The 24,473-nt window shown below is 64.2% G+C and carries 29 protein-coding genes and 1 riboswitch; of the genes, 13 read left to right on the forward strand and 16 right to left on the reverse strand.

Annotated elements, in window-relative coordinates; translation table 11 throughout:
* Positions 1-10 precede the first annotated feature (10 nt).
* Entirely contained in the window at positions 11-1,024 is a 1,014-nt protein-coding gene (cydB, locus tag SynWH8101_RS08490; RefSeq protein WP_130129394.1) for a cytochrome d ubiquinol oxidase subunit II, read from the forward strand.
* Between the two features lie 93 nt (positions 1,025-1,117).
* Complete coding sequence (locus SynWH8101_RS08495) at positions 1,118-1,798, forward strand: peroxiredoxin (protein ID WP_254427924.1); 681 nt, start codon at positions 1,118-1,120, stop codon at positions 1,796-1,798.
* A 338-nt stretch (positions 1,799-2,136) separates the two neighbouring features.
* Here the strand turns inward: SynWH8101_RS08495 and feoB are convergent, their stop codons facing one another.
* The 5 genes from feoB to SynWH8101_RS08520 form a co-directional block, all read right to left on the reverse strand.
* Complete coding sequence (gene feoB / locus SynWH8101_RS08500; RefSeq protein WP_254427925.1) at positions 2,137-4,077, reverse strand: ferrous iron transport protein B; 1,941 nt, start codon at positions 4,075-4,077, stop codon at positions 2,137-2,139.
* 177 nt (positions 4,078-4,254) lie between these two features.
* Entirely contained in the window at positions 4,255-4,740 is a 486-nt protein-coding gene (locus SynWH8101_RS08505) for a DUF1643 domain-containing protein (protein WP_130129395.1), read from the reverse strand.
* 87 nt (positions 4,741-4,827) lie between these two features.
* Positions 4,828-5,670: a metal ABC transporter permease gene (locus SynWH8101_RS08510; protein WP_130129396.1), complete on the reverse strand. Its 843-nt coding sequence runs from the start codon at positions 5,668-5,670 to the stop codon at positions 4,828-4,830.
* On the reverse strand, positions 5,663-6,433 hold the full coding sequence (locus tag SynWH8101_RS08515) for a metal ABC transporter ATP-binding protein (RefSeq protein ID WP_130129397.1): 771 nt from the start codon (positions 6,431-6,433) through the stop codon (positions 5,663-5,665). Before SynWH8101_RS08515 ends, SynWH8101_RS08510 begins: the two co-directional genes overlap by 8 nt.
* A gap of 6 nt (positions 6,434-6,439) precedes the next feature.
* Entirely contained in the window at positions 6,440-7,156 is a 717-nt protein-coding gene (locus tag SynWH8101_RS08520) for a metal ABC transporter solute-binding protein, Zn/Mn family (RefSeq protein WP_254427926.1), read from the reverse strand.
* A 360-nt stretch (positions 7,157-7,516) separates the two neighbouring features.
* Between SynWH8101_RS08520 and SynWH8101_RS08525 the strand changes: the two genes are divergently transcribed.
* Positions 7,517-9,145, forward strand: coding sequence for an iron uptake porin (locus SynWH8101_RS08525; protein ID WP_130129398.1), 1,629 nt, complete (start codon positions 7,517-7,519; stop codon positions 9,143-9,145).
* 75 nt (positions 9,146-9,220) lie between these two features.
* On the opposite strand, the gene SynWH8101_RS08530 is transcribed toward SynWH8101_RS08525, so the two are convergent.
* The gene (locus SynWH8101_RS08530) at positions 9,221-9,562 is read right to left on the reverse strand and encodes a c-type cytochrome (protein WP_130129399.1); all 342 of its coding nucleotides are present in this window, start codon (positions 9,560-9,562) and stop codon (positions 9,221-9,223) included.
* Between the two features lie 176 nt (positions 9,563-9,738).
* Between SynWH8101_RS08530 and SynWH8101_RS08535 the strand changes: the two genes are divergently transcribed.
* The 7 genes from SynWH8101_RS08535 to SynWH8101_RS08565 are packed head-to-tail and all read left to right on the forward strand — an operon-like array spanning position 9,739 to position 13,713.
* Positions 9,739-10,095, forward strand: coding sequence for a cation:proton antiporter subunit C (locus SynWH8101_RS08535; RefSeq protein WP_130129400.1), 357 nt, complete (start codon positions 9,739-9,741; stop codon positions 10,093-10,095).
* Positions 10,092-11,594, forward strand: coding sequence for a proton-conducting transporter membrane subunit (locus SynWH8101_RS08540; RefSeq protein WP_130129401.1), 1,503 nt, complete (start codon positions 10,092-10,094; stop codon positions 11,592-11,594). The genes SynWH8101_RS08535 and SynWH8101_RS08540 overlap by 4 nt, the downstream gene beginning before the upstream one ends.
* Positions 11,591-12,001 carry a Na+/H+ antiporter subunit E gene (locus tag SynWH8101_RS08545; protein ID WP_130129402.1) on the forward strand — a complete coding sequence of 137 codons (411 nt, stop codon included), beginning with the start codon at positions 11,591-11,593 and terminating at the stop codon, positions 11,999-12,001. The genes SynWH8101_RS08540 and SynWH8101_RS08545 overlap by 4 nt, the downstream gene beginning before the upstream one ends.
* Positions 11,998-12,246, forward strand: a complete 249-nt coding sequence (locus tag SynWH8101_RS08550; RefSeq protein WP_007102150.1) for a hypothetical protein — start codon at positions 11,998-12,000, stop codon at positions 12,244-12,246. Before SynWH8101_RS08545 ends, SynWH8101_RS08550 begins: the two co-directional genes overlap by 4 nt.
* Positions 12,246-12,530 carry a monovalent cation/H(+) antiporter subunit G gene (locus tag SynWH8101_RS08555; RefSeq protein ID WP_130129403.1) on the forward strand — a complete coding sequence of 95 codons (285 nt, stop codon included), beginning with the start codon at positions 12,246-12,248 and terminating at the stop codon, positions 12,528-12,530. Before SynWH8101_RS08550 ends, SynWH8101_RS08555 begins: the two co-directional genes overlap by 1 nt.
* The gene (locus tag SynWH8101_RS08560) at positions 12,527-13,051 is read left to right on the forward strand and encodes a hydrogenase subunit MbhD domain-containing protein (protein WP_130129404.1); all 525 of its coding nucleotides are present in this window, start codon (positions 12,527-12,529) and stop codon (positions 13,049-13,051) included. The genes SynWH8101_RS08555 and SynWH8101_RS08560 overlap by 4 nt, the downstream gene beginning before the upstream one ends.
* Complete coding sequence (locus SynWH8101_RS08565; protein WP_130129405.1) at positions 13,048-13,713, forward strand: Na(+)/H(+) antiporter subunit B; 666 nt, start codon at positions 13,048-13,050, stop codon at positions 13,711-13,713. Before SynWH8101_RS08560 ends, SynWH8101_RS08565 begins: the two co-directional genes overlap by 4 nt.
* On the opposite strand, the gene SynWH8101_RS08570 is transcribed toward SynWH8101_RS08565, so the two are convergent.
* From SynWH8101_RS08570 to SynWH8101_RS08585, 4 genes are read right to left on the reverse strand one after another with little or no spacing between them, the layout of a single operon-like run.
* Positions 13,710-15,038: a hypothetical protein gene (locus SynWH8101_RS08570; RefSeq protein ID WP_130129406.1), complete on the reverse strand. Its 1,329-nt coding sequence runs from the start codon at positions 15,036-15,038 to the stop codon at positions 13,710-13,712. The two genes, SynWH8101_RS08565 and SynWH8101_RS08570, sit on opposite strands and share 4 nt — an antisense overlap.
* The gene (locus SynWH8101_RS08575) at positions 15,035-15,754 is read right to left on the reverse strand and encodes a TIGR03943 family protein (RefSeq protein WP_130129407.1); all 720 of its coding nucleotides are present in this window, start codon (positions 15,752-15,754) and stop codon (positions 15,035-15,037) included. Before SynWH8101_RS08575 ends, SynWH8101_RS08570 begins: the two co-directional genes overlap by 4 nt.
* Positions 15,730-16,692, reverse strand: a complete 963-nt coding sequence (locus SynWH8101_RS08580; RefSeq protein WP_130129408.1) for a permease — start codon at positions 16,690-16,692, stop codon at positions 15,730-15,732. Before SynWH8101_RS08580 ends, SynWH8101_RS08575 begins: the two co-directional genes overlap by 25 nt.
* Positions 16,693-16,710: 18 nt before the next feature.
* Positions 16,711-17,052: a c-type cytochrome gene (locus tag SynWH8101_RS08585; protein ID WP_130130441.1), complete on the reverse strand. Its 342-nt coding sequence runs from the start codon at positions 17,050-17,052 to the stop codon at positions 16,711-16,713.
* Between the two features lie 170 nt (positions 17,053-17,222).
* Here SynWH8101_RS08585 and SynWH8101_RS08590 point away from each other — a divergent pair, with 170 nt between their 5' ends.
* Positions 17,223-17,705: a hypothetical protein gene (locus SynWH8101_RS08590; protein ID WP_130129409.1), complete on the forward strand. Its 483-nt coding sequence runs from the start codon at positions 17,223-17,225 to the stop codon at positions 17,703-17,705.
* An 18-nt stretch (positions 17,706-17,723) separates the two neighbouring features.
* Here SynWH8101_RS08590 and SynWH8101_RS08595 read toward each other — a convergent pair whose 3' ends face one another.
* The 3 genes from SynWH8101_RS08595 to SynWH8101_RS08605 all read right to left on the reverse strand — a co-directional run bounded on the left by SynWH8101_RS08595 (position 17,724) and on the right by SynWH8101_RS08605 (position 19,405).
* Positions 17,724-18,314, reverse strand: coding sequence for a HupE/UreJ family protein (locus SynWH8101_RS08595; RefSeq protein WP_254427927.1), 591 nt, complete (start codon positions 18,312-18,314; stop codon positions 17,724-17,726).
* Between the two features lie 31 nt (positions 18,315-18,345).
* Entirely contained in the window at positions 18,346-18,981 is a 636-nt protein-coding gene (locus SynWH8101_RS08600) for a HupE/UreJ family protein (protein ID WP_130129411.1), read from the reverse strand.
* 7 nt (positions 18,982-18,988) lie between these two features.
* Positions 18,989-19,137, reverse strand: a riboswitch (cobalamin riboswitch).
* A 7-nt stretch (positions 19,138-19,144) separates the two neighbouring features.
* Positions 19,145-19,405, reverse strand: coding sequence for a DUF3721 domain-containing protein (locus SynWH8101_RS08605; protein WP_130129412.1), 261 nt, complete (start codon positions 19,403-19,405; stop codon positions 19,145-19,147).
* Positions 19,406-19,474: 69 nt separating this feature from the next.
* On the opposite strand from SynWH8101_RS08605, the gene SynWH8101_RS08610 reads away from it, so the two are divergent.
* On the forward strand, positions 19,475-20,407 hold the full coding sequence (locus SynWH8101_RS08610; RefSeq protein ID WP_130129413.1) for a phosphate/phosphite/phosphonate ABC transporter substrate-binding protein: 933 nt from the start codon (positions 19,475-19,477) through the stop codon (positions 20,405-20,407).
* Positions 20,404-21,675: a diguanylate cyclase gene (locus tag SynWH8101_RS08615; RefSeq protein ID WP_130129414.1), complete on the forward strand. Its 1,272-nt coding sequence runs from the start codon at positions 20,404-20,406 to the stop codon at positions 21,673-21,675. The genes SynWH8101_RS08610 and SynWH8101_RS08615 overlap by 4 nt, the downstream gene beginning before the upstream one ends.
* On the opposite strand, the gene SynWH8101_RS08620 is transcribed toward SynWH8101_RS08615, so the two are convergent.
* The 3 genes from SynWH8101_RS08620 to SynWH8101_RS08630 are packed head-to-tail and all read right to left on the reverse strand — an operon-like array spanning position 21,565 to position 24,438.
* Positions 21,565-22,407, reverse strand: a complete 843-nt coding sequence (locus SynWH8101_RS08620; RefSeq protein WP_130129415.1) for a metal ABC transporter permease — start codon at positions 22,405-22,407, stop codon at positions 21,565-21,567. The two genes, SynWH8101_RS08615 and SynWH8101_RS08620, sit on opposite strands and share 111 nt — an antisense overlap.
* Positions 22,408-22,414: 7 nt before the next feature.
* Positions 22,415-23,149 carry a DUF1028 domain-containing protein gene (locus tag SynWH8101_RS08625; RefSeq protein ID WP_130129416.1) on the reverse strand — a complete coding sequence of 245 codons (735 nt, stop codon included), beginning with the start codon at positions 23,147-23,149 and terminating at the stop codon, positions 22,415-22,417.
* Complete coding sequence (locus SynWH8101_RS08630; protein WP_130129417.1) at positions 23,146-24,438, reverse strand: Zn-dependent hydrolase; 1,293 nt, start codon at positions 24,436-24,438, stop codon at positions 23,146-23,148. Before SynWH8101_RS08630 ends, SynWH8101_RS08625 begins: the two co-directional genes overlap by 4 nt.
* Positions 24,439-24,473: the final 35 nt, after the last annotated feature.

Consider the following 24,473-nt stretch of genomic DNA (forward strand, 5'->3'; position numbering starts at 1 on the left):
CTCCCAAGCGATGGACTTCCTCGACCTGTTCATGCCAGCGGTCTGGTTTGTGATCCTGGCCCTGTTTCTATTGCTGTATGTGATTCTCGACGGTTTTGATCTGGGCGTTGGCATCCTCTCGCTCACATCGTCAGACGAACAACAACGCAGCGTGTTGATGACCTCTCTGGGCAATGTGTGGGACGCGAATGAAACCTGGCTCGTCTTGATGGGCGGGGCCCTGTTCGGCGCCTTCCCCCTCGCCTACGGCACCATTCTCCATGCCTTGTATGCCCCGATCTATCTGATGATCCTGGGGCTGATCCTGCGGGCGGTCGCCTTTGAATTCCGGGAGAACTCCAGCCAGAAACGGCCCTGGAATCTGATGTTCGGCCTGGGGAGCGTGCTGGCCGCTGCTGCACAAGGCGTGTGCCTCGGCACCGTGCTCACCGGCATTCCCACCGACAGCCAAGGCCACTTCATCGGCTCCACCTGGATCTGGCTGAACTGGACCAGCCTGTTGGTGGCGTTCACCCTGATCCAGGGTTATGTGCTGATCGGATCCACCTATCTGATTCTCAAAACCAGTGGTGATCTGCAGCGCCAGCATGTGCGAACGGCCCAGATTGCCGCTGCCACCACCCTGATCGGCGCTCTGGTGATCACCTCCACCACACCCTGGGTGTCGAGCAGCCTGCGGGAGCGGATCTTCGATCACCAATTTCTCCCCTTGTTCATCGCCTTGCCGCTGCTGGGCATCGCCCTGATCGTGCAACTGTTCCGCAGCCTTCGCCTCGGCCAGGAGGTGTGGCCGATGGTCTACACAGTGCTGCTGTTCGTGCTCAGCTTCGCGGGCCTGGGCCTGCTGGTGTTCCCGGCGATCATCCCCCCGTCGGTGACGATCTTCGAGGCCCACGCCTCGATCACTTCCCTGGTGTTCATGCTCACCTTCATCGGTGTGCTGATCCCGATCATGCTCTTCTACAACCTCTACAACTACGTGGCCTTCCGCGGCAAAGTGCCCAGCCTCGAACAGGCCGACTGAACGCCGCTCCAAAGACGGAACCGCACTAAGCGAAATAACTCATAGTCATAACGAGTCCGCCTTAGTAGGCTCAAGACATGCTCATCAACGCATATGAGCATGTCCAACTGCCATCCGACCATGGACTCCGCCACCCCTGCCGCCACACCGAGCCTGCCGCGCCTGAAGGAGCCGGCACCGGCCTTTGAAGCTCGCACCACCCACGGCCCTCGCAAACTCAGCGACTACAGCGGACGCTGGCTGGTGCTGTTCTCCCATCCGGCCGATTTCACTCCTGTGTGCACCACGGAATTCATCGGCTTCGCGCGTGCCTACTCCCAGTTTCAGGATCTCAACTGCGACCTGCTTGGTCTGTCAATCGATAGCAATTACGCCCACCTCGCCTGGGTCCGCAACATCCGGGAGAAATTCGGCGTGGAGATCCCCTTCCCGATTATTGAGGACCTGTCGATGAAGGTGGCCCATGCTTACGGCATGATCCAACCGGGAGCCTCCGACACATCAGCGGTTCGCGCCACCTTCGTGATCGACGATCACGGCATTCTGCGCGCCATGGTGTATTACCCGATGACCAACGGCCGCTCGGTGGAGGAATTCCTGCGCCTGGTGAAAGCGCTCCAGACCTCTGACACCCATGGCGTTGCGACACCGGAAAACTGGAAACCCGGGGAACAGGTGATCGTGCCCCCACCGGCCGATGCGGCCGCAGCCGATCAACGCATGCACGAAGGCTACGACTACACCGATTGGTACTTCTGCAAGAAGTCGCTCTGAGCCAGCTGAAGCGATGACGAGATCAGCGAACGCCGTTGCGACTCGTCATCGCTTCTTCCCATTCGGCGAACACCGACATCTTGACCAGCAGGCTGGAGTCCGGGTTCAGTCTCTGGCGCAACAGCAGCTCGAACGCTTTCACTTGGAGCATTTGGATTTCTTGCAACCCTTTTTCTTCGTGGGTGACGGGATCAACACCCGGTTGTCAGATGCCTTGGTGCCCACTCAGAAACTGAGGGGTGATGTGGCGATCAGCTCAGGAGCGATGTCCACCTTCACCTTCTCGACCAGAACCAAAAAGAACAAATCGCGGCGACGAATCACACCATTGACTTGCATCAACTCCCCATGGCCAAGATCAAACCTCCTCCCTGATACACGATCAGCGCCAGAATCCAGGCCAGGCTCAGCGACCAGGCCAACGACATGATTGCAAAGTTGCGGCTCTTGGATTCCTGCAGCTGGGCGGCAATCGTGCCAAGGCAGGGGGTGTAAAGCAGCACGAAGGTCATGAAGCTGAGGGATTGCAGTGGGGTGATCACGCTCTGAATCGCCCCACCCAGATTGGATTCGGTGGTCTTGTAGATCACGGCCATCGCCCCCAGCAGGATCTCCTTAGCAATCAAGCCAAAGAACAGCGACACCGTGAGTTCGGGGTTCATGCCGATCGGCCCCAAGATGGGCTGAAAGAACTGACCGATCGCATCGGCGTAGCTGCCGCCGGATCCCTCCCGCGCACCCGGCGGCAAGTTGGTGAGCAGCCAGATCGCCGCCGCACCACCGATGATGAAAATGCGTGTGGTGAAGAGAAAGTTCAGCATCGACGACCAACCCCGGCGGAGGATCGTGATCAGGCTCGGCGCTCGATAAGGAGGCAGCTCCAGCACAAACGACTCATTGCTGGGATAGGCGCGCTTGAAGATCAAACCGGTGATGATCGCCGCCAGAAAACTCATCCAATAGAAGCTGAACAGCACCAACCCCGGCGCCCACCAGGGTTTCGGAAAGAACACCCCAGCAAGAAACACAAACACCGTGAGCCGGGCCTGACAGAGGGCAAAGGGAATGCAGAGCATCGCCAGCAGGCGCATGCCCTGGTCGCGGACCACGCGGGTGCCCAGGATCGAGGGCACATTGCAACCGAACCCCATCACCTGGAGCACAAAGCTGCGACCATCCAGCCCCAGCCAGCGCATGAAGCCATCCATCAAGAAGGCGGCGCGCGGCAGATAGCCCGAATCTTCGATGATGCCGATCAACACATAAAACACAAAGATCAGAGGCAGGAAGGTGGCCACCGTGCTCACCCCCAGCCAGATGCCATCGAGAAGGAAGCGCTTCAACCAATCAGGCGAACCGAGCCACGTCAGCCCCGGCTCCAGCCAGCGGCCCTGGATCCAGTCGAGGCCGAAACCGAGCCAGTCCTGCAGTGGCGTGGTGACCGCATACAGCAGCTGGAACACCACCAGCACAATCGCCAGAAACAGCACCACCCCCACAAGGGGATGCAGCAGGATGCGATCCACCGCTCTCGTGCGGTGATTAAGCAGCCGCTCCGGCAGTGTCACGAATCGGGTGATCAGCTGCTCCTGCACCACCTCGGAAACCTTCGGCTCCAGGTTGAGAGGCTGCTGAGCCCTGGCCGATCGGCACTCCAAACGTTCACCCAGCTGGTGGACGCGATCAATCAGAGCGTGAATGCCCTGGTTGCGCTTGGCACTCACCGGCAACAGCGGCAAACCCAACGCCTTGGACAGGCCTTCATGGTTGATCTCAATCCCGAAACGCTGCGCTTCATCGCTCATGTTGAACGCCGCCACCACCGGCAGCCCCAGGGCCTGGATCTGCATCAACAAGCGCAGCTGACTGGTGATCTGACTGGCATTGAGCACCACCAACACCAGGTCGGGCGGCGTGTTGCGCATGAAGCGCTGCACCACAGCCTCGTCTTCACTGCTGCCGCTGAAATCGTGGATGCCGGGGAGATCCACCAGTTCATAGGCGCGCCCCTGGCGATCCGCCGGCATGGCCCCACGCAGCAGCTCCACGGTGAGCCCGGGCCAGTTGGCAATCTGGGCATTGCCGCCGGTAAGGCGGTTGTAAAGGGTGGACTTGCCCGTGTTGGGCATGCCGAGGAGGGCAATCTTCAGAGCAGACAGGTCCGCACTGCGGCGATGCCGCAGTCGGCGACGCCAGCGCGGCCTGACAGGCCCTGGCCCGCCATCTGGACAGGCACAGGAGTCAGCGGACGACGGAACGGGCTGATCAGAATCAGACATCACATCAGTGTACTAACAGAAACTGCGACTCCTTCTCAAGTTGTCATGGCTCCGCGGCCGACGCCCGCGATGTAATAGTTGAACACCTCGAACCACTCGATGGTGGATGCCCGCTCGATCCTCTGGATGCGCATCGAGCCGGTTTAGCCACTCGTTCCATGGCGGCGCCAACCAGGTTCATTGGCATGAGGACTGATCCACGACATACGGCATCGGTCGCGCCAATCCGGGCTGGTACAAAGGGTGCGCCGGCTCACCGGATTGATTGATTTTCAGGCACATCAACTCCGGAATCATCACCCGGACGTCCTGAGAGCGACCCAAATAGGAGCCATGATTTCCCCATGCCGCGACCACAAGCCCAGCCTTCTTAACCAGCCTGATGATCCAATCATCATTGCCTGAACCAATGGGTTGATCAGCGGCCTTCAGATCACCTGGGGTCGTTGCTCGAAATGCAAAGAGGTTGGCCATGCATAACCCTCCATATCCCCAGTCGTGAGAAAAAGCGATGCATCGACGGATCGTTGGATCATTGACAGCTTCATCGGCACTGGATGGATTCAGACCGATAAACATTGCGCAGGGCCTTGAATCATCCCAGAGGCGCCACAACGCATACCGATACGTCCTGCAGCCTGAAAAAATGGCATCGGATTTCACGACTGCTCCTTTATGTTTTTAGCTTGATATATCCATCCTCAGCAAACAGAGAGATGGTGGTCCGGGGTCTCCATAGGTTGGGAGAAGTCAAAGGGAGCGTGCCAGGTGGCGTCGCGTCGTTTGGCTGATCACCAGCGCCACCACAAAGCCCAGAAATTGCACCATCACCACACACGGACCTGAGGGCAGGTTCGTTAAGCCGGAGCCCAGTAACCCCACGAGGGCGCACCCTCCTCCCAGAAGAGCTGAACTGACTACGTAAACAGGAAAACGACGGCTGAGAAGGCGGCCGGCGCACGCAGGAATCACCACAAACGCACTGATCAACAAGACACCCACCGCCTTGATCGAGACCGCCACAACCACGGCCAACAGAACAATGAAGGACAGGCGGTGCCAGCCGCTGCGCACGCCCATTGCCCCGGCGAGGTCGGTGTTGAGCGTGAGCAACACCTGAGCGCGAAGGCTCAGAGTGAGATACAGCAAAGCAACCAGGAGTAATCCAGCAATCACGCCGAGATCCAGCCAGCTGATGCCCAGAATGTCGCCGAAGAGCAACTGCTGGATCCCACCGCGATAGGTCTCCACCAGACTCAGAGCCAGCACAGCAGCCGCCAGCGAGCTCGAATACACAATGTTCAGCAGGGCATCGGTGGGTAGAGCACTGCGTTGCACCAGTTGATGCACCAGCAAGGCGAAGACCACGGCAAACGGAATCAACACCAAGGTGGGATTGATCCCGAGCAAGATGCCCACGGTGATCCCCAGCAAGGCCGAATGGCCAAGCGCATCGCTGAAGAACGACAGCTGGCGCAAGACCGCAAAGCTGCCCAACACACCTCCGAGGCTGCCCGTGAGCAGCCCCCCCACCAGGGCCCGTTGCATGAAGGGTTCGGCCAGGATGGGAACCAGGGAGGCACCATCAGCCATGGTGCTGATGGCGGTAAGTGATCATGTTGGGGCCGTAGAGCTCATTGAGCCGCTCCGGGCTGAGGGCGTGATCGGGGCTGCCGCTGCAGCGCAAACGCCGATTCAGGCAGAGCACCTGATCGCAGCTGCGGCGCACCATGTCGAGATCGTGGGAGACCTGCAGCACTGTCCAGCCCTCCTGCCGGCGCAGGTCGAACAGCAGCTGTTGGAACTGCTCATTGGAGGGCGCATCCAGACCCGCCTGGGCTTCATCCAACACCAACAACTGACGGGGGCGCACCACACAGAACGCCAGCAACACCCGCTTCAGCTGACCGCCTGAGAGCTCACTGAGCAGGCGCAGGCCCAGATCCACGCAACCGGTGCGCTGCAGGGCCTGCTCCACCGCAGCCTGGCGCCTGCGGCGCTGCGCCCATGGCAGCCGAATGCCAGGGGGATCAAATCCGTACGCAACGAACTCCGCCACCGTGAGCGGGAAACGCCCTTGCAGAGCCAGGGTCTGGGGCATGTAAGCGATCTGGGACCGCACGGCCCGTGGCAGCTGCCCATCGGGGCCCAACGGCTGCCCGAGGATCTCCACGGCACCGGATCGCCGTGGCAGCAGTCCCAGCAAGGCCGCCACCAGGGTGCTTTTGCCCGCACCATTGGGCCCCACCAGGGCGGTGTCGCTTTCCGGGGCAAGGGCGAAAGTGACGCCCTCCACCGCCAAACGCCCACTGCGCTCGACGCTGAGATCGTGCACCTGCAGGACCGGTTGGGTCATCGGGCCTTAACCACCGAACGCCTTGATCAGATCGGCCACGTTGCGCCGCATCACCACAAAATAGGTGTCCGGCTCACGGGCGGACACTTCGGAACCGGTGCCCAGGGGATCAAACACACTGATGGCAACTCCCAGATCCTTCGCCAGGGCTCGATAGGAGCGCTGGTGCTCCTGGGGCTCGGACAGCAACACCTTGATCTGCTGACGCTGCACGACCGCCGACAGCCGCTGCAGATCAGCGGGGCTCGGGCTCAACTCCGGCACATCCACCAGAAAATCGGCCTTGAGCTTGTAGCGCTGGGCGAAGTAAGGGGCGAAATCGTGGAAGGTAATGAAGGTTTTGCCTTGGTAGGGCTTCAGTTGGCTGGCAAATGCGTCGTCCAGCGCCCGCAGCTCTGCGGTGTAGGCCGCTGCATTGCGCGTGTATCCCTCAGCGCAGCTGGGGTCGGCCTTGATCAGGCCATCGCGGATCGTTTCCACCTGCTGCACAGCCCGCAGCGGATCCAGCCAGATGTGGGGATTCACCTCCCCATGGCTGTGGCCGTGCTCATGGTCGTGGTCCTTGTCGTGGTCGTGCTCCTCAGGGGAGTCGATGGTGGCAATGCCGCGACTGGAATCAATCACCACCAGCTCGCTGTTGCCGGCTGACGCCACCAGTTTGTCGAGAAAGGCTTCCATCCCCAGGCCGTTGGTCACCAGCACCCGGGCCTGGCGCAGCGCCACCAGATCGCCAGGTTTGGCCTGGACGTCGTGGGGGCCCGTGGTGGGGGGGGATCAAGGACTTGACCGTGGCGCAATCGCCGGCGACCGCGCGGGTGAACAGGGTGATCGGCAGGAAGGTGGTGACCACCGGCAGCTTCGAGGGGATTCCGGCAGATGGATCCGAGCGAGGCGTGATGCCGCAGGCCGTCATCACACCGGCGAGGAGCACTGCAGCGGAGCAGCGCCAGACACGGGGGAGAAGCGACACAGGGAACGCGTTACCGATAATCGTTCTCATTGTATTCTTCTGCCGCGCGATAGAACGTGCCGCGCGACCGACCGCTTGCTGCCTTCGTCCTGTTTCTGTGTGAGGACCTCTGAATGAACTTCTTCCAGCACCTGCTGGTGGCGCCTGCGGCCCTGGGCCTGCTGGCTCCACTGGCTGTTGACGCCACCAAGCCCGCGACTGCCGCTGAGCTGAACGCAAGACCGCTAAACATCCGTGGCGTTTCCGACTACGCCAGCTCCAGCGAGCAGGTCACCAGCATCACCCAGTTCTCGGATGTGTATCCGACCGACTGGGCCTACCAGGCTCTGAGCAACCTGATCGAGCGCTACGGCTGCGTTGCCGGTTACCCCAACGGCACTTACCGCGGTCAGCGCGCCATGACCCGCTTTGAAGCGGCCGCCCTGCTGAACGCCTGTCTCGACCGCGTCACCGAAGTGACCGACGAGCTCAAGCGCCTGATGAAGGAATTCGAGAAGGAGCTCGCCATCCTCAAGGGCCGCGTGGATGGCCTCGAAGCCAAAGTGGGCGAGCTTGAAGCAACTCAGTTCTCCACCACCACCAAGCTGGAAGGGCAGACCACCTTTGTAGTGGGTGCCAACAGCTTTGGGGGGAATGCCAAGGGAAACCTGGATGAACCCAATGCCACCCGAGCGAACAAGGACTACGGAGCCACCACCTTCAACTACGACCAGCAGCTGATCTTCAACACCAGCTTCACCGGCAAAGACAACCTGATCGCCGTGCTGCGTGCCGGCAACTTCGATGATGGCACCAATGCCTTCGGCGGCGGTGGTCCGAGCCCACTCTCCCAGCTCGAAGTCGCCTTCCAGGAAGGAGACACGCCGAATTTTGTCGTAATCGACAAGCTTTTCTACACCTTTCCTCTCGGTGACAACATCGTGCTGACAGCTGGCGGCAGCGTTGGCCAGGAAGACATGCTCGGCATCTGGCCCAGCGTGTATCCCAGCAGCACCGTGCTCGATGTGCTCACCCTCAACGGGGCGCCAGCGGCCTACAACAAAAACCTGGGGGCAGGCGCCGGCATCACCTGGAACACCAACGGCTTCAGCGTTACCGCCAACTATGTGGCCGCCAACGGCAACAGCAGCAACCCCAACGAAGGCGGCATCGCCACCAACGGATCGGGCGGAACCGGCACCGTGCAGATCGGCTACCAGAGCGACACCTGGGGACTGGCCGCTCTCTATTCGTCGATCCAGAACGGGAACGACATCATTGTGTACGGCACCACCTTTGCTCTGGAGAGCTTCACCAACAAAGGCACCACCTCAGCCTTTGCCCTCAGTGGCTACTGGCAACCGGAAGAAAGCGGCTGGATCCCCTCCATCAGCGCCGGCTGGGGCATCAACTCCACCTCCTACAACGGCAGCGTTTACAACGATCCGAGTGTGGATGCCAGCCGCTTGGTCACCACCAGCCAATCCTGGAGTGTGGGCCTCGACTGGACCGACGTCTTCATCCGAGGCAACAACGCCGGCATGGCTGTCGGCCAACCGGTGTTCGCAACTGCGCTGGAATCCGGGGACACACCACGGGACGGCAATTATGTGTGGGAGTGGTGGTATCAGTTCCAGGTGACGGACAACATCAGCATCACTCCCGCCCTCTTCTACCTCTCTCGTCCTTACGGTCAGGACACACCTGCTGGCGACACGTTCAACCAGTTCGGTGGCTTGGTGAAAACCCAGTTCCTGTTCTGAGCCAATCAAAAGCCCCCTGCGGTTGGTCCGCAGGGGGCACTGTTTGAGATCGCAGAAGGCAGATGTGCAAACAGCTCAGCTCCAGCCGTTGCCTGCCTGCTGTTCCACATAGGCCGCCACATCGGCAATGTCGGTGTCGCTCAGCTTGCCAAGGAAGGAGGGCATCGCGTTTTTGCCTTTGGTCACCTGGGCGGCAATCGCCGCTTCGTGACCTTCGCCATAGCCGCTGAGGTAGGCATCCAGATCGGCCTGCTTCAGGGTGCGCTCCGCGTTCACCACGTTGCCGCCACCGATATGGCAGGCCGCACAGTTGGCGGAGAACACCTGAGCACCATGGGCAGCATCCGCCGCAAAGGCGGCCATGGGTGACAGGAGGCCGATCAAAAGGGCCAGGGCGGCACCGAACAGAACACGCATGGGTGAAATGACAGTCGGATTCATTGTCACGCCCTCTTGGAGCAGAACTGGCTGCGGATGCCGATGTCGTGATGAAGTGTTATCGCGGGCAGGCCCCGGACTCCAGCCCGGGTCATCCGCTGCGTTGCCGCATCTAACGTCATCCAGCACAAGGGTTCCCGCAGGGCTGAACGTTGATGGCTGCGATCCGGCTCCTGGAACTGTTGATTTTGCTCACGGCCCTCATCGGCTTCTGCGGGCTGCTGCTGCGCAAAAACCTGATCCAGAAAGTGCTGGCGATGGATGTGCTCGGCAGCGCCGTGGTTGCCCTGTTTGTGCTGCTGGCCGCCCGCACCGGGCTGCGCAGTCCGATCCTGCCCACGGGCGGCCAACCCCTCACCCAGGCCCTGCTGCAGAACGCCGACCCGATTCCCCAGGCGGTGATCCTCACGGCCATCGTGATCGGCCTCTCGATTCAGGCCCTGTTGCTGGTGGTGATCAGCCGCCTGTCGGCTGTGGATCCCTGCCTGGAACCGGAGAGCTTTGAAGAATGAGCCCACTCGCTCTCCCCATCACTGCCCTGCTGGGCCCCTATCTGGCCGCCTTTCTCAATGCCCTGCTGCCCTCCCTCGGACGGCCCTTGTTGCTCGCCTGCAGCCTGAGCTGTGCCGGGCTTGGCCTGAAGGCGATCCTCAGCGGCAGCCCGCAGCTGCTGACCTGGCTCGGCCCCCTCGGAGTGCAGCTGGCCATCGACCCTCTGGCGGGTTGGTTTCTGCTTCTGGATGGCCTGGTGTTTTGCGCCGTGTTGCTCGATGGCTGGAGCCGACCGCAACGGGCCAGCCAACTCACCCTGATGCTCGTGCTGCTGGGAGGTTTGGGCGGGGCCGCGGTGGTGAGCGATCTGATCAGCCTTTACGTGACCCTGGAGGTGATCAGCATCGCCGCCTTTCTGCTGATCCTCTCCGAGACCGACACCAACCTCTGGATCGGCCTGCGCTATCTGCTGATCGGCAACACCGCCATGACTCTGTACTTGGTGGGTGCTGCCTTGCTCTATGCCCAGACAGAAAGCTTCGGCCTCAGCGAGGCCTCAGCGCTGCCTCTCTGCGCGGGCCATGTGTTCCTGCTGATCGGCCTCTTCACCAAAGGCGGCCTCTTCCTGAATGGGTTCTGGCTGCCCGCCACCCATGCGGCAGCCGCAGCACCGATCTCGGCCCTGCTCTCAGGCTCGGTCGTGACCGCCGGGGTGATCCCCCTGGTGCGCTTCAGCCTCCTCAATGAAGCGCTGGCCCTGCGCATCGGCGCGGTGGGACTGGCCAGTGCGCTGCTGGGCGTGATCGCCGGCCTGATCTGCACCGATGTGAAGCGGTTGCTGGCCTGGAGCACCCTGTCGCAGATGGGATTGCTGGTGTTGATGCCCGCCAGCGCCGGCCTCTTCGGCCTGGCCCATGGACTGGCCAAGGCCGCGCTCTTTCTCAGTTGCCGCCAACTGCCCACCCGGGCACTGGCCCACTGGAACCTCGCGCACTGCCGCCCGGATCAGCGCCTCGCCTTCTGGCTGGCCCCCCTCTCCCTCGCCGGCCTGCCGCCCCTGATCGGTGCCCTAGCCAAAACCGGCACTCCCTCCCTCGCCGGCCCCTGGCTCGCCCCCCTGCTCAGCTTGATCGCGATTCTGGCGATCGCGGTGTACGCCCGTCTCTGGAGCCGAGGCGAAACAACGCCTGCACCTGGGGATCTGACCCAAGCGACCGCCTCAGACGCCCGGTGCTGGTCGGCGGGAGTGGTGCTGCTGCTGGCGTTGTTGTGGCTGCCCCTGCTTCGGCCCGCCTCCCTCACCCCCCTGCTGATGCCCACCAAGTGGCTCTGGCTCGGCGCGAACCTGGCGGCAGGCCTGCTGCTCCATCAGCTGCTGCAGTCACAACGCCAAGGTCCAACCGACGCTCCCTGCACCGCGCCTCCCTTTGTGCTCGAACGCCTAGAACACCTGATCGGAGGGCTGGGCTTGATGGGCAGCGGCCTGCTCCTGAGCCTGCCGGGAGGGTGGCCGCGATGACCTGGTTGCTCAGCTGCCTCTTCCGCCTGCTGCTCTGGTGCCTGCTCACCGGCGATCGCTCCGGCCTGAACCTGCTCATCGGCGCGATCGTGGCCGTGTTGTTACCCCAACGGCGCGGACGCAGCGATCTGCTGTCGTTGCTGCGGGCGCTGGTTCAGGCGATCGCGGCCATCCCCCACGCCTATGCCGAAGCCTTTCGGCTGATGCTGGCGCCGGCGGAAACGGAACAGTGGCTGGAGCGACCCTCAAGCGGCACCCGCACCGCAGCAGCGATCTTTCTTGAGGTGTTTGCGATCACGCTCACGCCCTTCACCCTGGTGCTCGGGGTCAGCGCCGGGCCCGATGGCCCCACCTACCGCATCCATCAGCTGCAGCCGAGCAGCGGCCTTGAGGAGCGCGAACCATGACGCTGCTGCTCTGGGGCATGGTGCTGGCCCTGCTGGTGCCGATCACGGTGATGGTGCGACCGATTCCCGCCTGGGATCGTCTGGCGGCCTTCGCCAGCGTGTCGACCAAGGTGGCGATGATCATTCTGGTGGTAGCGGTGATCCGGGACGAGCGGATGCTCGCCCTGGTGGGTGCGATCGCCCTGAGCGCCGGCAACGCCGGCATGATGCTGCTCGCCCATCTGCTGCGGGAGGTGGAAACCTGATGCACGCCTGGCTCCATCCCCTCAGCCTGATCCTGCTCAGCCTCGGCCTGCTGATGTGGTTCTGGGGCACCTGGCCCCTGCTGCAGCAGCGCAGCCTGCTGGTGAAGCTGCATCGCCTCTCGGTGGCCGACACACTCGGCTCGGCCCTGATGCTCGCGGGGCTGTGGCTGCGCCGTGCCGATCTCTGGCCCCTGCTGCTGCTGGCGCTGATCGGCCTGATGCTTTGGAACACGATCTTCGGCTACGTGCTCGCCAGCTCCTCCCAGACCCCCCGAAGCCGATGAATGCCTTGCTCAGCCTGCAGGGACAGCTGGATGTGCTGCTGCCGATCACGGCCCTGCTTCCCCTCTGCGCCCTGCTGTTGGTGAGTCAGTCGAGCCCCTGGCAGAGCCTGATGCTGCGCGGCATCCTCGGCTCCCTCTCCACCCTGCTTTACGCCCTGCTCGGCGCCGTGGATGTGGCCCTCACCGAAGCCCTGGTGGGCACCTTGCTCTCTACCACCCTCTACGCGGTGGCGATGCGTTCCTCCATGACCCTGCGCCTCGATGACCGGCGCCAGCAAGCCGGCAGCGAAGACGAGGAGCTGCTGCAGTGGATCAGCCCCCTGAACCTCCGGCTCCGGCTGATGACCAGCGCCGACATCATCAGCGGCCAGACCAGGGTGCGCCACGGCTGGCTCGAAGAGGGCCGCACCCTGGTGCTCACCCGGGCCGCCCTGGCACGACGCCTGCGAAACACACCGGGATTCGAACGCTGGCAGGCCCTTGGCGGCAGCCTCCGCCTCCAGGAGGACCCAGCAGCATGAACTGGATCTGGATCTATCTGTTGGCAGCGATCGCCCTGTTCGCGGCCCCCCTGCAGAGCGCACTGCCTTCGGTGGATGGCATCACCACCAGCATCGAAACGATCCGGCAACAGACCGGGGTGCCCAATCTCGTGTCGGGGGTGATCCTGCAGACCCGCCTGTTCGACACGGTGGCGGAGGTGGTGGTGTTCACCCTGGCCGCCAGCGGCGTGCGCCAGGTGCTGAGCGGTGAACCCCAGCGCCTGAGGGTGCGCGGCATGGTGGATGCGCCATCCCGGGTGCTCTGCGAAGTGGGATCCACCGTGGCCGCCCTGATCGCCGTCGAACTGGCCCTGCGTGGTCACCTCAGCCCCGGCGGCGGTTTCGCGGCGGGCGTGGCGGGCGGCACCGCGATCGGCCTGTTGTTGATCAGCGGCGGCGCCGAGCGCTACGAAGGCTTGTATCGCCGTTGGCGGGCCGATTGGCTCGAAAAAGTTGCCGTGGTGGTGTTCATCCTGATCGCCGCGGCCTCCCTGGCCGGGGTCGAGCTGCCCCAGGGGCGTTTCGGTGCCCTGTTCAGCGGCGGCTGGATCCCGCTGCTCAACGCCCTGGTGGCCATCAAGGTGACCCTCGGCTCCTGGGCGATGATTCAGCGATTGGTGCGGCACCGCGGCTTGCTTTAAGGCAGCCAGCGGGCCAGCGCCACCGGGAAATCGAGCACGGTGAGCTGGAGCCCCGCCAGCTTCACCAGGGCCGGTTGGGCCGCACCCTGTGGGCCCTTGCGCAAGGTGAGCAACAGCTGTTGTCCCACTGGATCGAACGCGAGGGATGCCCCGCTCTCCAGCGACCACGGCGCCAGAGAGCGCCGAGCCTGCACCGTTCCCTGCGGATCCAGCTGCAGCAAGGTATCCGTACCCTGCCCGCCCCCCTCGCGCAGCACCACCCAGATACGGGTGCCCATCGCATCACAGCTGGCCGCCATCACCGCCTGCTCCCCCAGCCAGAGCTGACGGGGAGCCTGCGACGGAATCACCAGCTCCAGGGAGCGCCGGTAGTCGGGCCAGTGACGCACCAACACCGCCCGTCCGGCACCACTGCAGAAGGCGCGCAGATCCCGGCTGCCAGGCAGGAGCTGCCGCCGCTCCGTGCCACCATCCGCCGACTGCAGCGCCTCCAGCGAAGCCAGGGCCAGACCGTTGTCGGTCGGCAGCACCACGGCCCCACCACTCGGCAGCAGCTGAATCGTGCCGGAGGGTTGCACAGCGAGATCCACACGACGCCCGGCGCGCTCGCGCAGGGTCACCTGATCACTGTCTGGCTCCTGACCACCGGTCTGGATCAGCAGATCCCCCTGGCGGTCAGCGCTCAGGTGCACAAACATCTGGGCAGGGGCTGTGAGCGGGATCGTCTGACCCCGCAGCGGAAACGAGGGACGCTCCGGAGCCGGCAGCAGCGACCGGGGTTGCAACCGTTGCAGCCAGCCCCGCTGATAGCCCTGGGCATCGGCGCTGACATAGGCCACGCCAGCCCCCTGGCCGAGAGGCTCCACCTGCAGGATGCGCGGATGCATGCCGCTGAGGGGCATCCAGGTGCCGTCATGGCGACGCAGCCGCAGTTGTTCCCCCTGGCGCGTGCGGGCCACCACCAGCAGATGGGGGCGTGGATCCCACCACCAGGCCGTTGTGGGCAGGGCGAGGCCGCGGTTGTCGTCTCCGCCCAACTGGAGCTGCAAGGGTTGACGCAACGGCTGCTCCAGATCGAGCAGCAAACGCAGCAGCCGTTGCTCCCCCTGAAAGCGATGGGGACGGTCGGGCTGCAGACGACTGTCCTGCTGCACGGACGCGAGGCGCATCGGTCGGCTGAAGCGCAGATCCAGCGCTGCAGCAGCGGAATGCACCGGCGCCGGCGCGATGGTTTCCATGTGAGGCGGTTGGCGCAGCAGGACCTGCTGCTGGACGATCGCCAGCCCGGCCGAACCGATCAGCAGAAGCCACAGCGTCCGTGTCATGGCTCCAGGGGCCGCTCCGGTCGCGGGATCGGCGTGATCCGCTCCGGCACCACCACCGGTCGCTGTCGACCCGCCACGCTCTTCACGGTCATGGTGCCGTCAATCTCCAACCACTGATTCACCGCTGGTGCCACCCCACCTGGCCAGGCCACATCCAGCCCGGCCGGCGTCGCATCAGCCAGACAACAGCGCACCAGCAAGCGCGCCAGCTGGGGCGGCTGACCGGCACGCTCCAGCACGAATCCACTGATGCGCACCGGTGCCCCGTCATGCAGGGCAGGGTCGGGCTGACTGCGCAACAGACGCACCCATTCGGTGAGGCTGCGCTGCTCCGGGGGCAGATGAAAGATCAAGACCGGTCCGTCGGGCAGGGCCGTGGGCCGGGTGGCCGCCAGATCACTGAAGGAGGGGGCCGGTGGAAACGCCAGCACGGCAGCTGCCGCACCAGCACTCAACACCCAGTGCCAGGGCACCGCTCCACTGGCGCGCAGGCGCAGGGCCGGCGGGCGGCGCCACCCCAGGGGCAGCCACCAGAGCACAGCGAGGAGAAGCAGCAGAGCTCCAGCCAGGCTCACCAGGGGATGGAAGGCTTCGCGCAGAAGCAACGACAAACGGCCGGACCAACTACTCCAGAACAACAACCAGCCCCAGAGCGCCAGCAGCAGGGAGGGAAGCATCGCCGCCAGCACCCTCACAGCAGCAGCCCATTGACCCATTGCCCCATCAGCAGCACCACCATCGCCGCCGCCACCGCTGTGATCGCAATCGCCCGGGGCTTGAGCACCACCGTGAACAAGCCAGCGAGCTTGAGATCCACCACCGGCCCCAGGAGCAGAAAGGCGAGCAGGGCACCAGGCGTGACCTGGGCCGCAAAGCCCAGGGCCAGGAAGGCATCCACACTGGAGCAGACCGAAATCACCACCGCCATCAGCATCAGGGCGAGGATCGAGAGCGTTGGCGCCTCCCCCACGGCCAGAAGCCAGCTGCGGGGTAGAAAGGTCTGCACGCTGGCAGCGATTGCGCAACCCACAACCAACAGGCTGAGCAGATCGAGGAACTCACGGCTGCTGTGGGCGAGCAGATCCGCAGGCGCCAGCCGGGCCGGTGCCGGTGCCGGCAGGGGTGCCTCGATGGCAGAGGCGCCGAGCATGCCGCTGCGGCGCTCCAACAGGCCCACCTGGGCGAGAGGCTGGCACAGACGCCGCTCCTCCAGGAGAGCATCGGTGAGCAGGGCGTGCTCGGGAACAGGCCGCAACACGAAGGTGAGCGCCAGGGCGATCAGAAAGGCACCGCAAGGCCGGGCGATCAGTAGCCAGGGTTGATCGGGAAACGCCGCCCAGGTGCTGGCGATCACGATCGGGTTGAGCACCGGCGCGGCGAAGAGAAAGCCGAAGCCGGTGCCGAGGGGCGCACCACTGGCGATCAGACGCCGGGCAATCGGCACGTTGCCGCACTCACAGGCGGGCAGGGCAAACCCCATCAGGGCGCCCACCACGGGGGCCAGGAAGGGCTGGCGTGGCAACAGACGGATCCAACCGGTCTGGGGCAGCAGCCAACGCGCCAGACCGGAGATGGCCACACCGAGCAACAGAAAGGGCAGGGCCTCCAGCAACAGGCCCTGAAAGATCGCCCAGGCTGTGGAGAGGGGAGCCATCAAGGCTCCGCCGCAACTTCAGCTCCAGCCCTTGCTGGCCTGCTCTTCCACATAGGCCGCCACATCAGAAATCTGAGTTTCGGTGAGCGTATCGATGAATGCCGGCATGGCGTTGCGGCCGTAGGTCACCTGGGCGACGATCGCGCTCTCATGACCATTGGAATACTGGGCCAGATAGTTCTGCAGATCGGCCTGCTTCAAGGTGCGCTCGCCGTTGACGATATTGCCCCCACCGGCATGGCAGGCGGCACAGTTGGCGGAAAACACCTTCGCTCCCAGGGCGGCATCCGCAGCGGAGGCGCTCAGTGGCGACACCAAACCACAGAGCAGAGCAAGGGCAAAGGAGAGAAGCAGGCGCATGACCAACAGCGCAGTGTTGGTCACATTGTTGGCAGGAATCTCCAGCGGGGTTGTTCGCAACCAGCAGTTGTCATCGATTTGTCACCGAAGACCGATCGAGCCGCCATCAACAACCGATCGGAGACAGATCGCCTGGCCATCCGTATCGTCCAGACAATGGCATCAGCACCTTGATCCCTCCCTTCCCCCGGCACTGCCTCGCCGTCCTGGTCGGTCTGCTCTGCTGGCTGCTGCCCCTGGCGCTGCCAACCGCGGCGATGGCCTGTGTGCCAGGGCTGGATTGGGGCATGCAGCGCTCTCATCTGGAAGACCGCCTCGGGGTGTCGCTCACCGAGGCGGGCGATCGCACCCTTGAAGCCCATGGGTTGACGATCGGTGAGCTGCCCGTGACGCGCCTGCGGCTTCAGCTCAGCGATGGGGGTCTCCAACAGCTCGCCTATGAATTGGAGCCGGATGCGATGACGGAAGTGCTGGCTGGCCTGCGCTCGCGTTATGGCGCTCCGGTGAGCACCACGGTGGAAACGGAGGGCCAACCCATGCAGCAGGTGTGGGTCTGGAACACCGGCACCGATTGCATCACAGCGGTGCGAGCAGGAGACGAAGCGTTCCTGCTCAGCTACCGGCCGAGTCGACTCAATCCAGCCCTGCTCTGACTTCGCTGGGCAACGCCATCAAGCGCTGATCGCTACCGGCAAGAACAGCAAGCCACCGCCCAGCACCACAAACACCGCACCGGCACGACGCAGCAGGGGGGCGGGAAGGCGTTGCATTAACACGGTGGTCACACCCACTACCAGGGCAGAAGCCAGCAGGGCACCGGTCCACCAGAGCAGGCTGCCCTGATCGCGGGGGGCTTCCAGGCCGTGAAGCATGGCGTGGATCGCGATGCCACCAGCCACCAACGGACCAGCCACAGCCGCCAGACGGGCGGGCGCCATCAGCACCAGCCCCACCGCAGCGATCGCCAGGGAGGCGAGGATTTCAGCAGCGGGAACTGTCACACCAGCGAAGCCGATCGCAGCACCCAGCAGGGCACCAGCCAGGGCCCAGAGCAACAGGCGCGTGGAGAGAGCCGCCGCAACGGTGCCGACCGCCACCAGCATCACCAGGTGATCGAGTCCGAGCAGCGGGTGGGCAACACCGGCGAGCAAGCCACCGGAAGCCTCGCCGTGGGCCTGGGCGGAGGGGGACGCAAGCGTGGCCACCAGGGCGGCTGTCAGTCCGACCGGCAGGAGCAGTCGGCGGTTGGGGGTGAAAACCATGGGAATAAAACCGAAAAACAACGCGGAGTGATCAGGCCACCAGGGCCGTCCAGGCGAAGGCGGCGCCAATGCCGATCCAGATGCCGGCAGCTAGACGTCGACCGTTCTCACCGATCGCGGCGATCCAGCGCCTTGAGCCAAGGCACACGGCGAGCAGCAGAGCTCCCTGACCGAGAAACAGTCCGAGGAAATAGGCGAACAGCGGCGTGGGTTCGGCCCCCACGATCATGCCACCGAGCAGATAGCCATGCAGGCCCATCACCGGCAGCAACAGGGCGCTGGGCAGGCTGCCAAGGGCGATCAGGCCTTCGATCGCCAGGCTCAGCGACACCAGCACTTCCGCGAACGGCACCAGGTCGGCCGACAGGGGCACCACCTGGGTGAGGGCCGCCCCCAGCAACCCAGTGCCCAGCAACGGCAACACCCAGGCCACGGGACGCCCCAGGCCGATGAAACCGATCGCCAGCAGGAAGAGCAGATGGTCGGGACCCAGCAGGGGGTGGCCGATACCGCTCACCAGTCCCTGCCAGGCATTGAGCTCGGCCCCCTCAGCCATGCCGAAGGGGTGATGGGCGAGGGCGGGGCCGGCCAGGCTCAGCAGCAACAGGGCGCTGCCACCGAGCAAACCGATGCCACGAAAGGCACCGGAACAGCGGGAAAACTTCAAGTCGATCCTCGTCGATGGAAACCCCGGCGGGCGTTCTGACTGCCATCTGGCCAGGGCCGATGGTTCACAGCTGCGGGACAGCGATGGATTTTCACCATCTTTCCCCGTTACCTCCGGAGGCTGATCCCCACCGGAACCGAGACACCCTGTTCTAGCTCAGGGCTCAATGGCCAGACTGAGCATTCCCACCATGGTCATGGGTGCTGCAGGGCATCCACTTGCTGCCCATCGCATGGGCCCCCTTGCAGTTGAACAAAGGCGCGGCCGCCTCGGCCTCCGCCTTGGTGTCGTAGAGCGCTTTCACGGCACCGCTGCCAGAGGACGACCCACCACTGGTGTGCTGGGCACGGCCGGGTGCGGCCAGCAAGCCTGCAGAACAGAAGGACACGGCGATCAGCAGGGTCGCCACCGGTGACTGACGCATGGGAATGGAAGGATTCAGGTCATTCTCATGCCAAACCGCCCCAAACCGATCAAGCTGCGTTGAACAACGTTGGCAGCCGATCCATTGCGCTCGGGGGGTTCCCAGTTCCAGCCCGCTTCCACTCTCTTCAGCCTGCTGCTGGCACTGATCACCGTGGCCTGCAGCTCAAGGCCACAGCCGGCCGCCCCGCGCAGCGACAGCAGCACACCATCCCAGGCCTGCCTCGGCGATGCCAGCCAGGCCGCCCAAGCCCGGCGTGTGGCCGTGGTGCCCCAGCTGCCCCCCTCGGAGATCTACAGCCGCTGGGCCCCCCTGCTCCAGGAGCTGGGCCAGCGCAGCAAGCTCTGCTTTGAGCTGGTGGTGCCGCCGTCGATACCAGCCTTCGAGCAACTGCTGGAGACCGGCGGCGTCGACTACGCCTTCATGAATCCCTATCACCAGGTGATGGTGAAAGACACCTATCAACCGCTGATCCGAGATGACCAGCGCCAACTGAAGGGCGTGCTGGTGATCCATCGCAAGTCGACAGTGAACACACTGGACGACCTCAAAGGCCAGACCGTCGCCTTCCCCGCTCCCAATGCCTTTGCGGCGTCGCTGTTGATCCGGGCCGATCTGCGCCAGCGCGGAATTCCGATCGAGGCGGATTACGTCACCAGCCACTCGAACGTGTATCGCTCCGTCGCCTTGAAGCTGAGCAGCGCCGGTGGCGGCGTCAACAACACGCTCAACCGGGAGGAGCCGGAGATCGCGCGACACCTGAAGATCCTCCACACCACCCGCGGCTATGCCGCCCACCCCTTCTCCGCCCTGCGCAGCCTCCCCACAGCGGAAACCACCGCACTCGCGGAGGCCTGGCTCGCCCTCGGCAACCAGTCGCAGCAACAGCCCCTGCTCAACCGGGTGCAGATCCCGCGCCCCGTGCGCAGCGACTATCCGCAGGATTACGGCCCGTTGGACCAGCTCGGACTTGATGCCCTGGTGCAGCGGAGCGCGCCATGAACGGCGCGACCCTGCGGCGGCTGGCGATGCTGGGTGGGGTCACCCTGCTGGCCACAACGATTGGGCTCTTGGGGTATTGGCGTTCGGAATCGATCGTGCGCCTAAGCCAGGAGCGCAACCGACAGGCCTTGCTGCGGGGGCTGAGCATCGCCCTGGTGGATCCCCTGATCGGCGAAGATCTCGCCGGCCTGGAATCACGCCTCAAGCAGGCGATGGCCGACCCGAATCTGCACGGCATCGAGGTGCGCAACCGCCAGGGCCAGACCCTGGCCCACCTGGAACGCCCGAGCCCGGGAGCACCCCCCAGCACAGTGATCGGCGCCCCTGCCGCCACCGAGCCAGGACTGATCGAACTCCGCAGCACCATCAAGGCCGGCGGACCGGTCGGCAGCCTGGCGATGACGCGCTGGTCCACACCGGTGGAACAGCTGCTGTTGGAACTGCGGTTGCAGATCCTGCTGATCAGCCTGATGGCGGCCCTGGTGTGTGGAGCCGCGATGTGGCTGGTGGCCCTGGGGCTGCAGGCACGCAACCGGCAACAGCGGTTGGTCCTGGAACAGGAAAACCAGTCGCTGCAACAGGACGCCCTGGTGGATCCGCTCACCGGGCTGGCGAACCGACGCCAGCTGGAGCATTGCCTGGAGCAGCACCTCAGCGCGATGCAGCGCGGCACCACTCCCACCCTGGCCCTCTGCCTGCTCGACCTGGATGGCTTCAAGCCGATCAACGACGTGTTTGGCCATGAAGCTGGCGATCACCTGCTGCAAGAGGTGGGAAAGCGCCTGCGGGCAGGTGTACGCCAGAGCGATCTGGTGGCGAGGCTCGGCGGCGATGAATTCGTTCTTGTGCTCATCAGCACCACCTCGCCCCAGCAGGTGGAGGGATTGCTCAACCGCCTGATCGAGCAGATCCGCCAACCAGTGCATTACCGCGACACCACGGTGTCGGTGACGGCCAGTTTCGGCTGCACCTTGCTGCAGCCCCACACTGACCGACGCGGCAAGGCCGAGTTACCGGGCGTGTCCCAGCTGCTGCGCTGCGCCGATCAGGCGATGTATCAGGCCAAACACCACGGGCGTGACAACTGGAGAATCGTGACGGTCCACAGCATCAACGACCTGACGAGCCTGGCGGCCCCAGCTCCGGCAGCGGCTGCCTCAAGTGGTCAGGTTGGCCTGCTTGTGCCGCAACACACCGTGCTGGGGCGCGAACAGAAAAGCGAGCAGAAACAATCCGGTCTGTACCAAAACGATGCAACCGGCCGTTGAGCTGTCGCTCCAGTAGCTGAGATACACCCCGAACAGACTCGACACCACGCTGCTGCCCACAGCCAGCCAGGTCATGCGATCAAAGCGATCGGTGAGCAGATAGGCGGTGGCGCCAGGGGTCACCAACATCGCCACCACGAGGATGATCCCCACGGTCTGCAGGCCGGCCACCGCCGCTAGCGACAAAATTGAAAGCAGCAGGTAGTGCAATACACCGGTGTTGATCCCGATCGAACGGGCATGGGTGGGATCAAAACAGAACAGCAGCAGATCGCGCCGCAACAGCAGCAGCACCGCCGTCACCACCGCCGAAATCAAAAGGGTCTGCTGAATGTCAGCGGCAGAGATGCCCAGCACATTGCCGAAGAGGATGTGGGTGAGATCGATGTTGCTCCGGGTCTTCGACACCAACACGAGCCCCAGGGCGAAAAACCCCGTGAACACCAGGCCGATCACCGTGTCTTCCTTGATGCGCGATTTCTGCTTCACGAAACCGATCGCCGCCACCGAGCCCACACCGAACACAAAGGCCCCAAGCGAAAAGGGCAAACCAAGGGCGTAGGCAAGCACCACCCCAGGTAGCACCGCATGGGAGACGGCATCCCCCATCAAGGCCCAACCCTTCAAGGTCATGTAACAGGAGAGCAGGCCGCACACGGCCCCCACCAGGCCGCTCACCACCAGGGCACGCACCATGAAGTCATGGCGAAGGGGTTCCAGCAACCAGTCCATCGGCAGATCAGGCGACCGTTCGATCTTCGCTGGCCGGATCGGCGCTAGCCCGATGGGGGATCGTGCGGTTGAGCGGGGTGCGATCCAGGGAGGGGCGCTGCAGCAGTTCCTGACGCCATTGCTGGGCCCAGCGCATCTGACTGCGCTCGTAGATCCGCTCCAGTTCCACAACGGCATCGTCGTGGAAATCCACACGAAGATCGAGCAAAGGGAACGCCGCTTCGCCGCTCACCTGAAGCGCCGCCGATGTCGAGCGCTCCGCGCGCCGGTCACCCCCAGCATCCTCGCCGGCTCGCAGCGCCTGGAGCAGCCGTCGCCCTAACTTCCAACTGGCGTCGGAGGCCAAGAAGGTCGCTTCCATCGCCAGTAGCACCTCCTCCCCCACAAGCAGATTGCCGGCCACGGCCACGTTGTCGCTGCAACGATGCCCAGCCCAGGCGCCGCAACCGTCTCCGGTCCAGCCGGCGGTGTGGCCCGACCCATCGATCAACTGCACCTGGCGCAGCTCTGCCTGGGGGTCATCGGCGAGCAATCCAGTGAGCACCACGGGGGCACTTTGGTGCTGCTCCAGCCGCTCCAGTCCGCAGATGCCGAGATAAGGGTTGGTATGCGCCTGAGTGGCCACCGCTCCAACACCGGCACGGATGTGAGGCACGGTGGAACCCACGGCCAGATGGCAGGTGGCCACAGCCACGCCAAAGCGACCGTTGTGGGGATCCCGGGCCAGGATCGAAAAGGTCATGGCGCCGGATCCAGGCTGCGGTCGAGCTGAAACAGGCTCTCCAACAAAACGGCAGTGCCGGCTTGGCACTGATCGAGGCTGGTGAATTCAGCCGCTGAATGGCTCAGGCCCCGATGGCTGGGCACAAAGATCATCCCCATCGGCCAGCGGCGACCGATCTCCTGGGCATCATGACTGGCCCGGCTGGGCAGATAGCTGCTGGGCAGGCCCAACCGCTCGGCGGCCTGGCGGATCGCAGCCATCAAGGTGGGGTCGGCCGGGGTTGGGGCCACCGCGAACTGGGGTTCCATCGCCAGGCGGCAGCCGGAGCGAGCACGGATCTGCTCCAAAGCGTGTTCCAGACCAGCCTCGAGCCCATCGAGCACCGTCGCATCGAGATCGCGCATGTCGACCGTGAGCGTCACCGCACCCGACACCACATTGGCCGCATTGGGCCACACATCGAGCCGACCAACGGTGGCCACGGGGTCGCCGGGATGGTCCGCAGCCAGACGCTCCACCGCCAGCACCACCTGGGCGGCTGCCACCAGGGCATCCTGACGCCGATCCATCGGGGTAGTGCCGGCATGGTTGGCCTGGCCCTCCACCCGGATTGTGAAGCGGCGCTGTCCGACGACCCCCTCCACCACTCCGATCAGGTCACCGCGATCCTCAAGCACGCCCCCCTGTTCCACGTGCAACTCCAGGAAGGCGGCGATCGCCTGATCCTCGCGGCGGGCCTGGGGCAGGGCATGCCAATCGCCACCGATGCTGGCGAGATTGCGCTCGATCGATTCGCCATTGCTGGTGGCATAGGCGTCAGGGTCGGCAGGGGCGACACCGGCCATTCCCTTGCAGCCCACCATCGTGGACTCCTCATCGGCGAACACCACCACTTCCAGCGGATGGCGCAGGCGAAGGCCCCGCTCCCCCAGGCAGCGCACCACCTCCAGACCGGCCAGCACCCCCAGGGCGCCGTCATAGCGGCCACCCGTGGGCACCGTGTCGAGATGGGAGCCGGTCATCAGGGCGGGCAAGCTGGGCTCCGTGCCCTCAAGGCGACCGATCAGGTTGCCGGCCGCATCGACCCGCACCGTCAAGCCGGCTTCCAGCAACCAGGAGCTGAACAGTTCACGCCCCTGACGATCAGCAGGGGTGAAACCGCGACGGCAGACGGAACCATCCTCCTGACCGCCCACTTCCGCCATCGATTCCAGGCTGGCGAGCAAGCGCAAGCTGTTCGGTTCGAGGCGACCCTGCCCGGCCTGACCGTGGAATTCAGCAGTTGGGAGCGTTTGCAGCAGGGTCAAGCACCAATCTCAGTGGGAAGAGATTAACGATCTCG

This window comes from Synechococcus sp. WH 8101 (genome assembly GCF_004209775.1).
Lineage (GTDB): Bacteria > Cyanobacteriota > Cyanobacteriia > PCC-6307 > Cyanobiaceae > Synechococcus_C.

What these genes read in the sequence shown, in the direction of transcription:
- cydB (WP_130129394.1), top strand. Translation starts at nt 11, where the DNA reads ATGGACTTCCTCGACCTGTTCATGCCAGCGGTCTGGTTTGTGATCCTG.
- SynWH8101_RS08495 (WP_254427924.1), top strand. Translation starts at nt 1,118, where the DNA reads ATGAGCATGTCCAACTGCCATCCGACCATGGACTCCGCCACCCCTGCC.
- feoB (WP_254427925.1), bottom strand. Translation starts at nt 4,077, where the DNA reads ATGTCTGATTCTGATCAGCCCGTTCCGTCGTCCGCTGACTCCTGTGCC.
- SynWH8101_RS08510 (WP_130129396.1), bottom strand. Translation starts at nt 5,670, where the DNA reads ATGGCTGATGGTGCCTCCCTGGTTCCCATCCTGGCCGAACCCTTCATG.
- SynWH8101_RS08515 (WP_130129397.1), bottom strand. Translation starts at nt 6,433, where the DNA reads ATGACCCAACCGGTCCTGCAGGTGCACGATCTCAGCGTCGAGCGCAGT.
- SynWH8101_RS08525 (WP_130129398.1), top strand. Translation starts at nt 7,517, where the DNA reads ATGAACTTCTTCCAGCACCTGCTGGTGGCGCCTGCGGCCCTGGGCCTG.
- SynWH8101_RS08530 (WP_130129399.1), bottom strand. Translation starts at nt 9,562, where the DNA reads ATGCGTGTTCTGTTCGGTGCCGCCCTGGCCCTTTTGATCGGCCTCCTG.
- SynWH8101_RS08535 (WP_130129400.1), top strand. Translation starts at nt 9,739, where the DNA reads ATGGCTGCGATCCGGCTCCTGGAACTGTTGATTTTGCTCACGGCCCTC.
- SynWH8101_RS08540 (WP_130129401.1), top strand. Translation starts at nt 10,092, where the DNA reads ATGAGCCCACTCGCTCTCCCCATCACTGCCCTGCTGGGCCCCTATCTG.
- SynWH8101_RS08545 (WP_130129402.1), top strand. Translation starts at nt 11,591, where the DNA reads ATGACCTGGTTGCTCAGCTGCCTCTTCCGCCTGCTGCTCTGGTGCCTG.
- SynWH8101_RS08550 (WP_007102150.1), top strand. Translation starts at nt 11,998, where the DNA reads ATGACGCTGCTGCTCTGGGGCATGGTGCTGGCCCTGCTGGTGCCGATC.
- SynWH8101_RS08555 (WP_130129403.1), top strand. Translation starts at nt 12,246, where the DNA reads ATGCACGCCTGGCTCCATCCCCTCAGCCTGATCCTGCTCAGCCTCGGC.
- SynWH8101_RS08560 (WP_130129404.1), top strand. Translation starts at nt 12,527, where the DNA reads ATGAATGCCTTGCTCAGCCTGCAGGGACAGCTGGATGTGCTGCTGCCG.
- SynWH8101_RS08565 (WP_130129405.1), top strand. Translation starts at nt 13,048, where the DNA reads ATGAACTGGATCTGGATCTATCTGTTGGCAGCGATCGCCCTGTTCGCG.
- SynWH8101_RS08570 (WP_130129406.1), bottom strand. Translation starts at nt 15,038, where the DNA reads ATGACACGGACGCTGTGGCTTCTGCTGATCGGTTCGGCCGGGCTGGCG.
- SynWH8101_RS08575 (WP_130129407.1), bottom strand. Translation starts at nt 15,754, where the DNA reads ATGGGTCAATGGGCTGCTGCTGTGAGGGTGCTGGCGGCGATGCTTCCC.
- SynWH8101_RS08580 (WP_130129408.1), bottom strand. Translation starts at nt 16,692, where the DNA reads ATGGCTCCCCTCTCCACAGCCTGGGCGATCTTTCAGGGCCTGTTGCTG.
- SynWH8101_RS08585 (WP_130130441.1), bottom strand. Translation starts at nt 17,052, where the DNA reads ATGCGCCTGCTTCTCTCCTTTGCCCTTGCTCTGCTCTGTGGTTTGGTG.
- SynWH8101_RS08595 (WP_254427927.1), bottom strand. Translation starts at nt 18,314, where the DNA reads ATGGTTTTCACCCCCAACCGCCGACTGCTCCTGCCGGTCGGACTGACA.
- SynWH8101_RS08605 (WP_130129412.1), bottom strand. Translation starts at nt 19,405, where the DNA reads ATGCGTCAGTCACCGGTGGCGACCCTGCTGATCGCCGTGTCCTTCTGT.
- SynWH8101_RS08615 (WP_130129414.1), top strand. Translation starts at nt 20,404, where the DNA reads ATGAACGGCGCGACCCTGCGGCGGCTGGCGATGCTGGGTGGGGTCACC.
- SynWH8101_RS08620 (WP_130129415.1), bottom strand. Translation starts at nt 22,407, where the DNA reads ATGGACTGGTTGCTGGAACCCCTTCGCCATGACTTCATGGTGCGTGCC.
- SynWH8101_RS08625 (WP_130129416.1), bottom strand. Translation starts at nt 23,149, where the DNA reads ATGACCTTTTCGATCCTGGCCCGGGATCCCCACAACGGTCGCTTTGGC.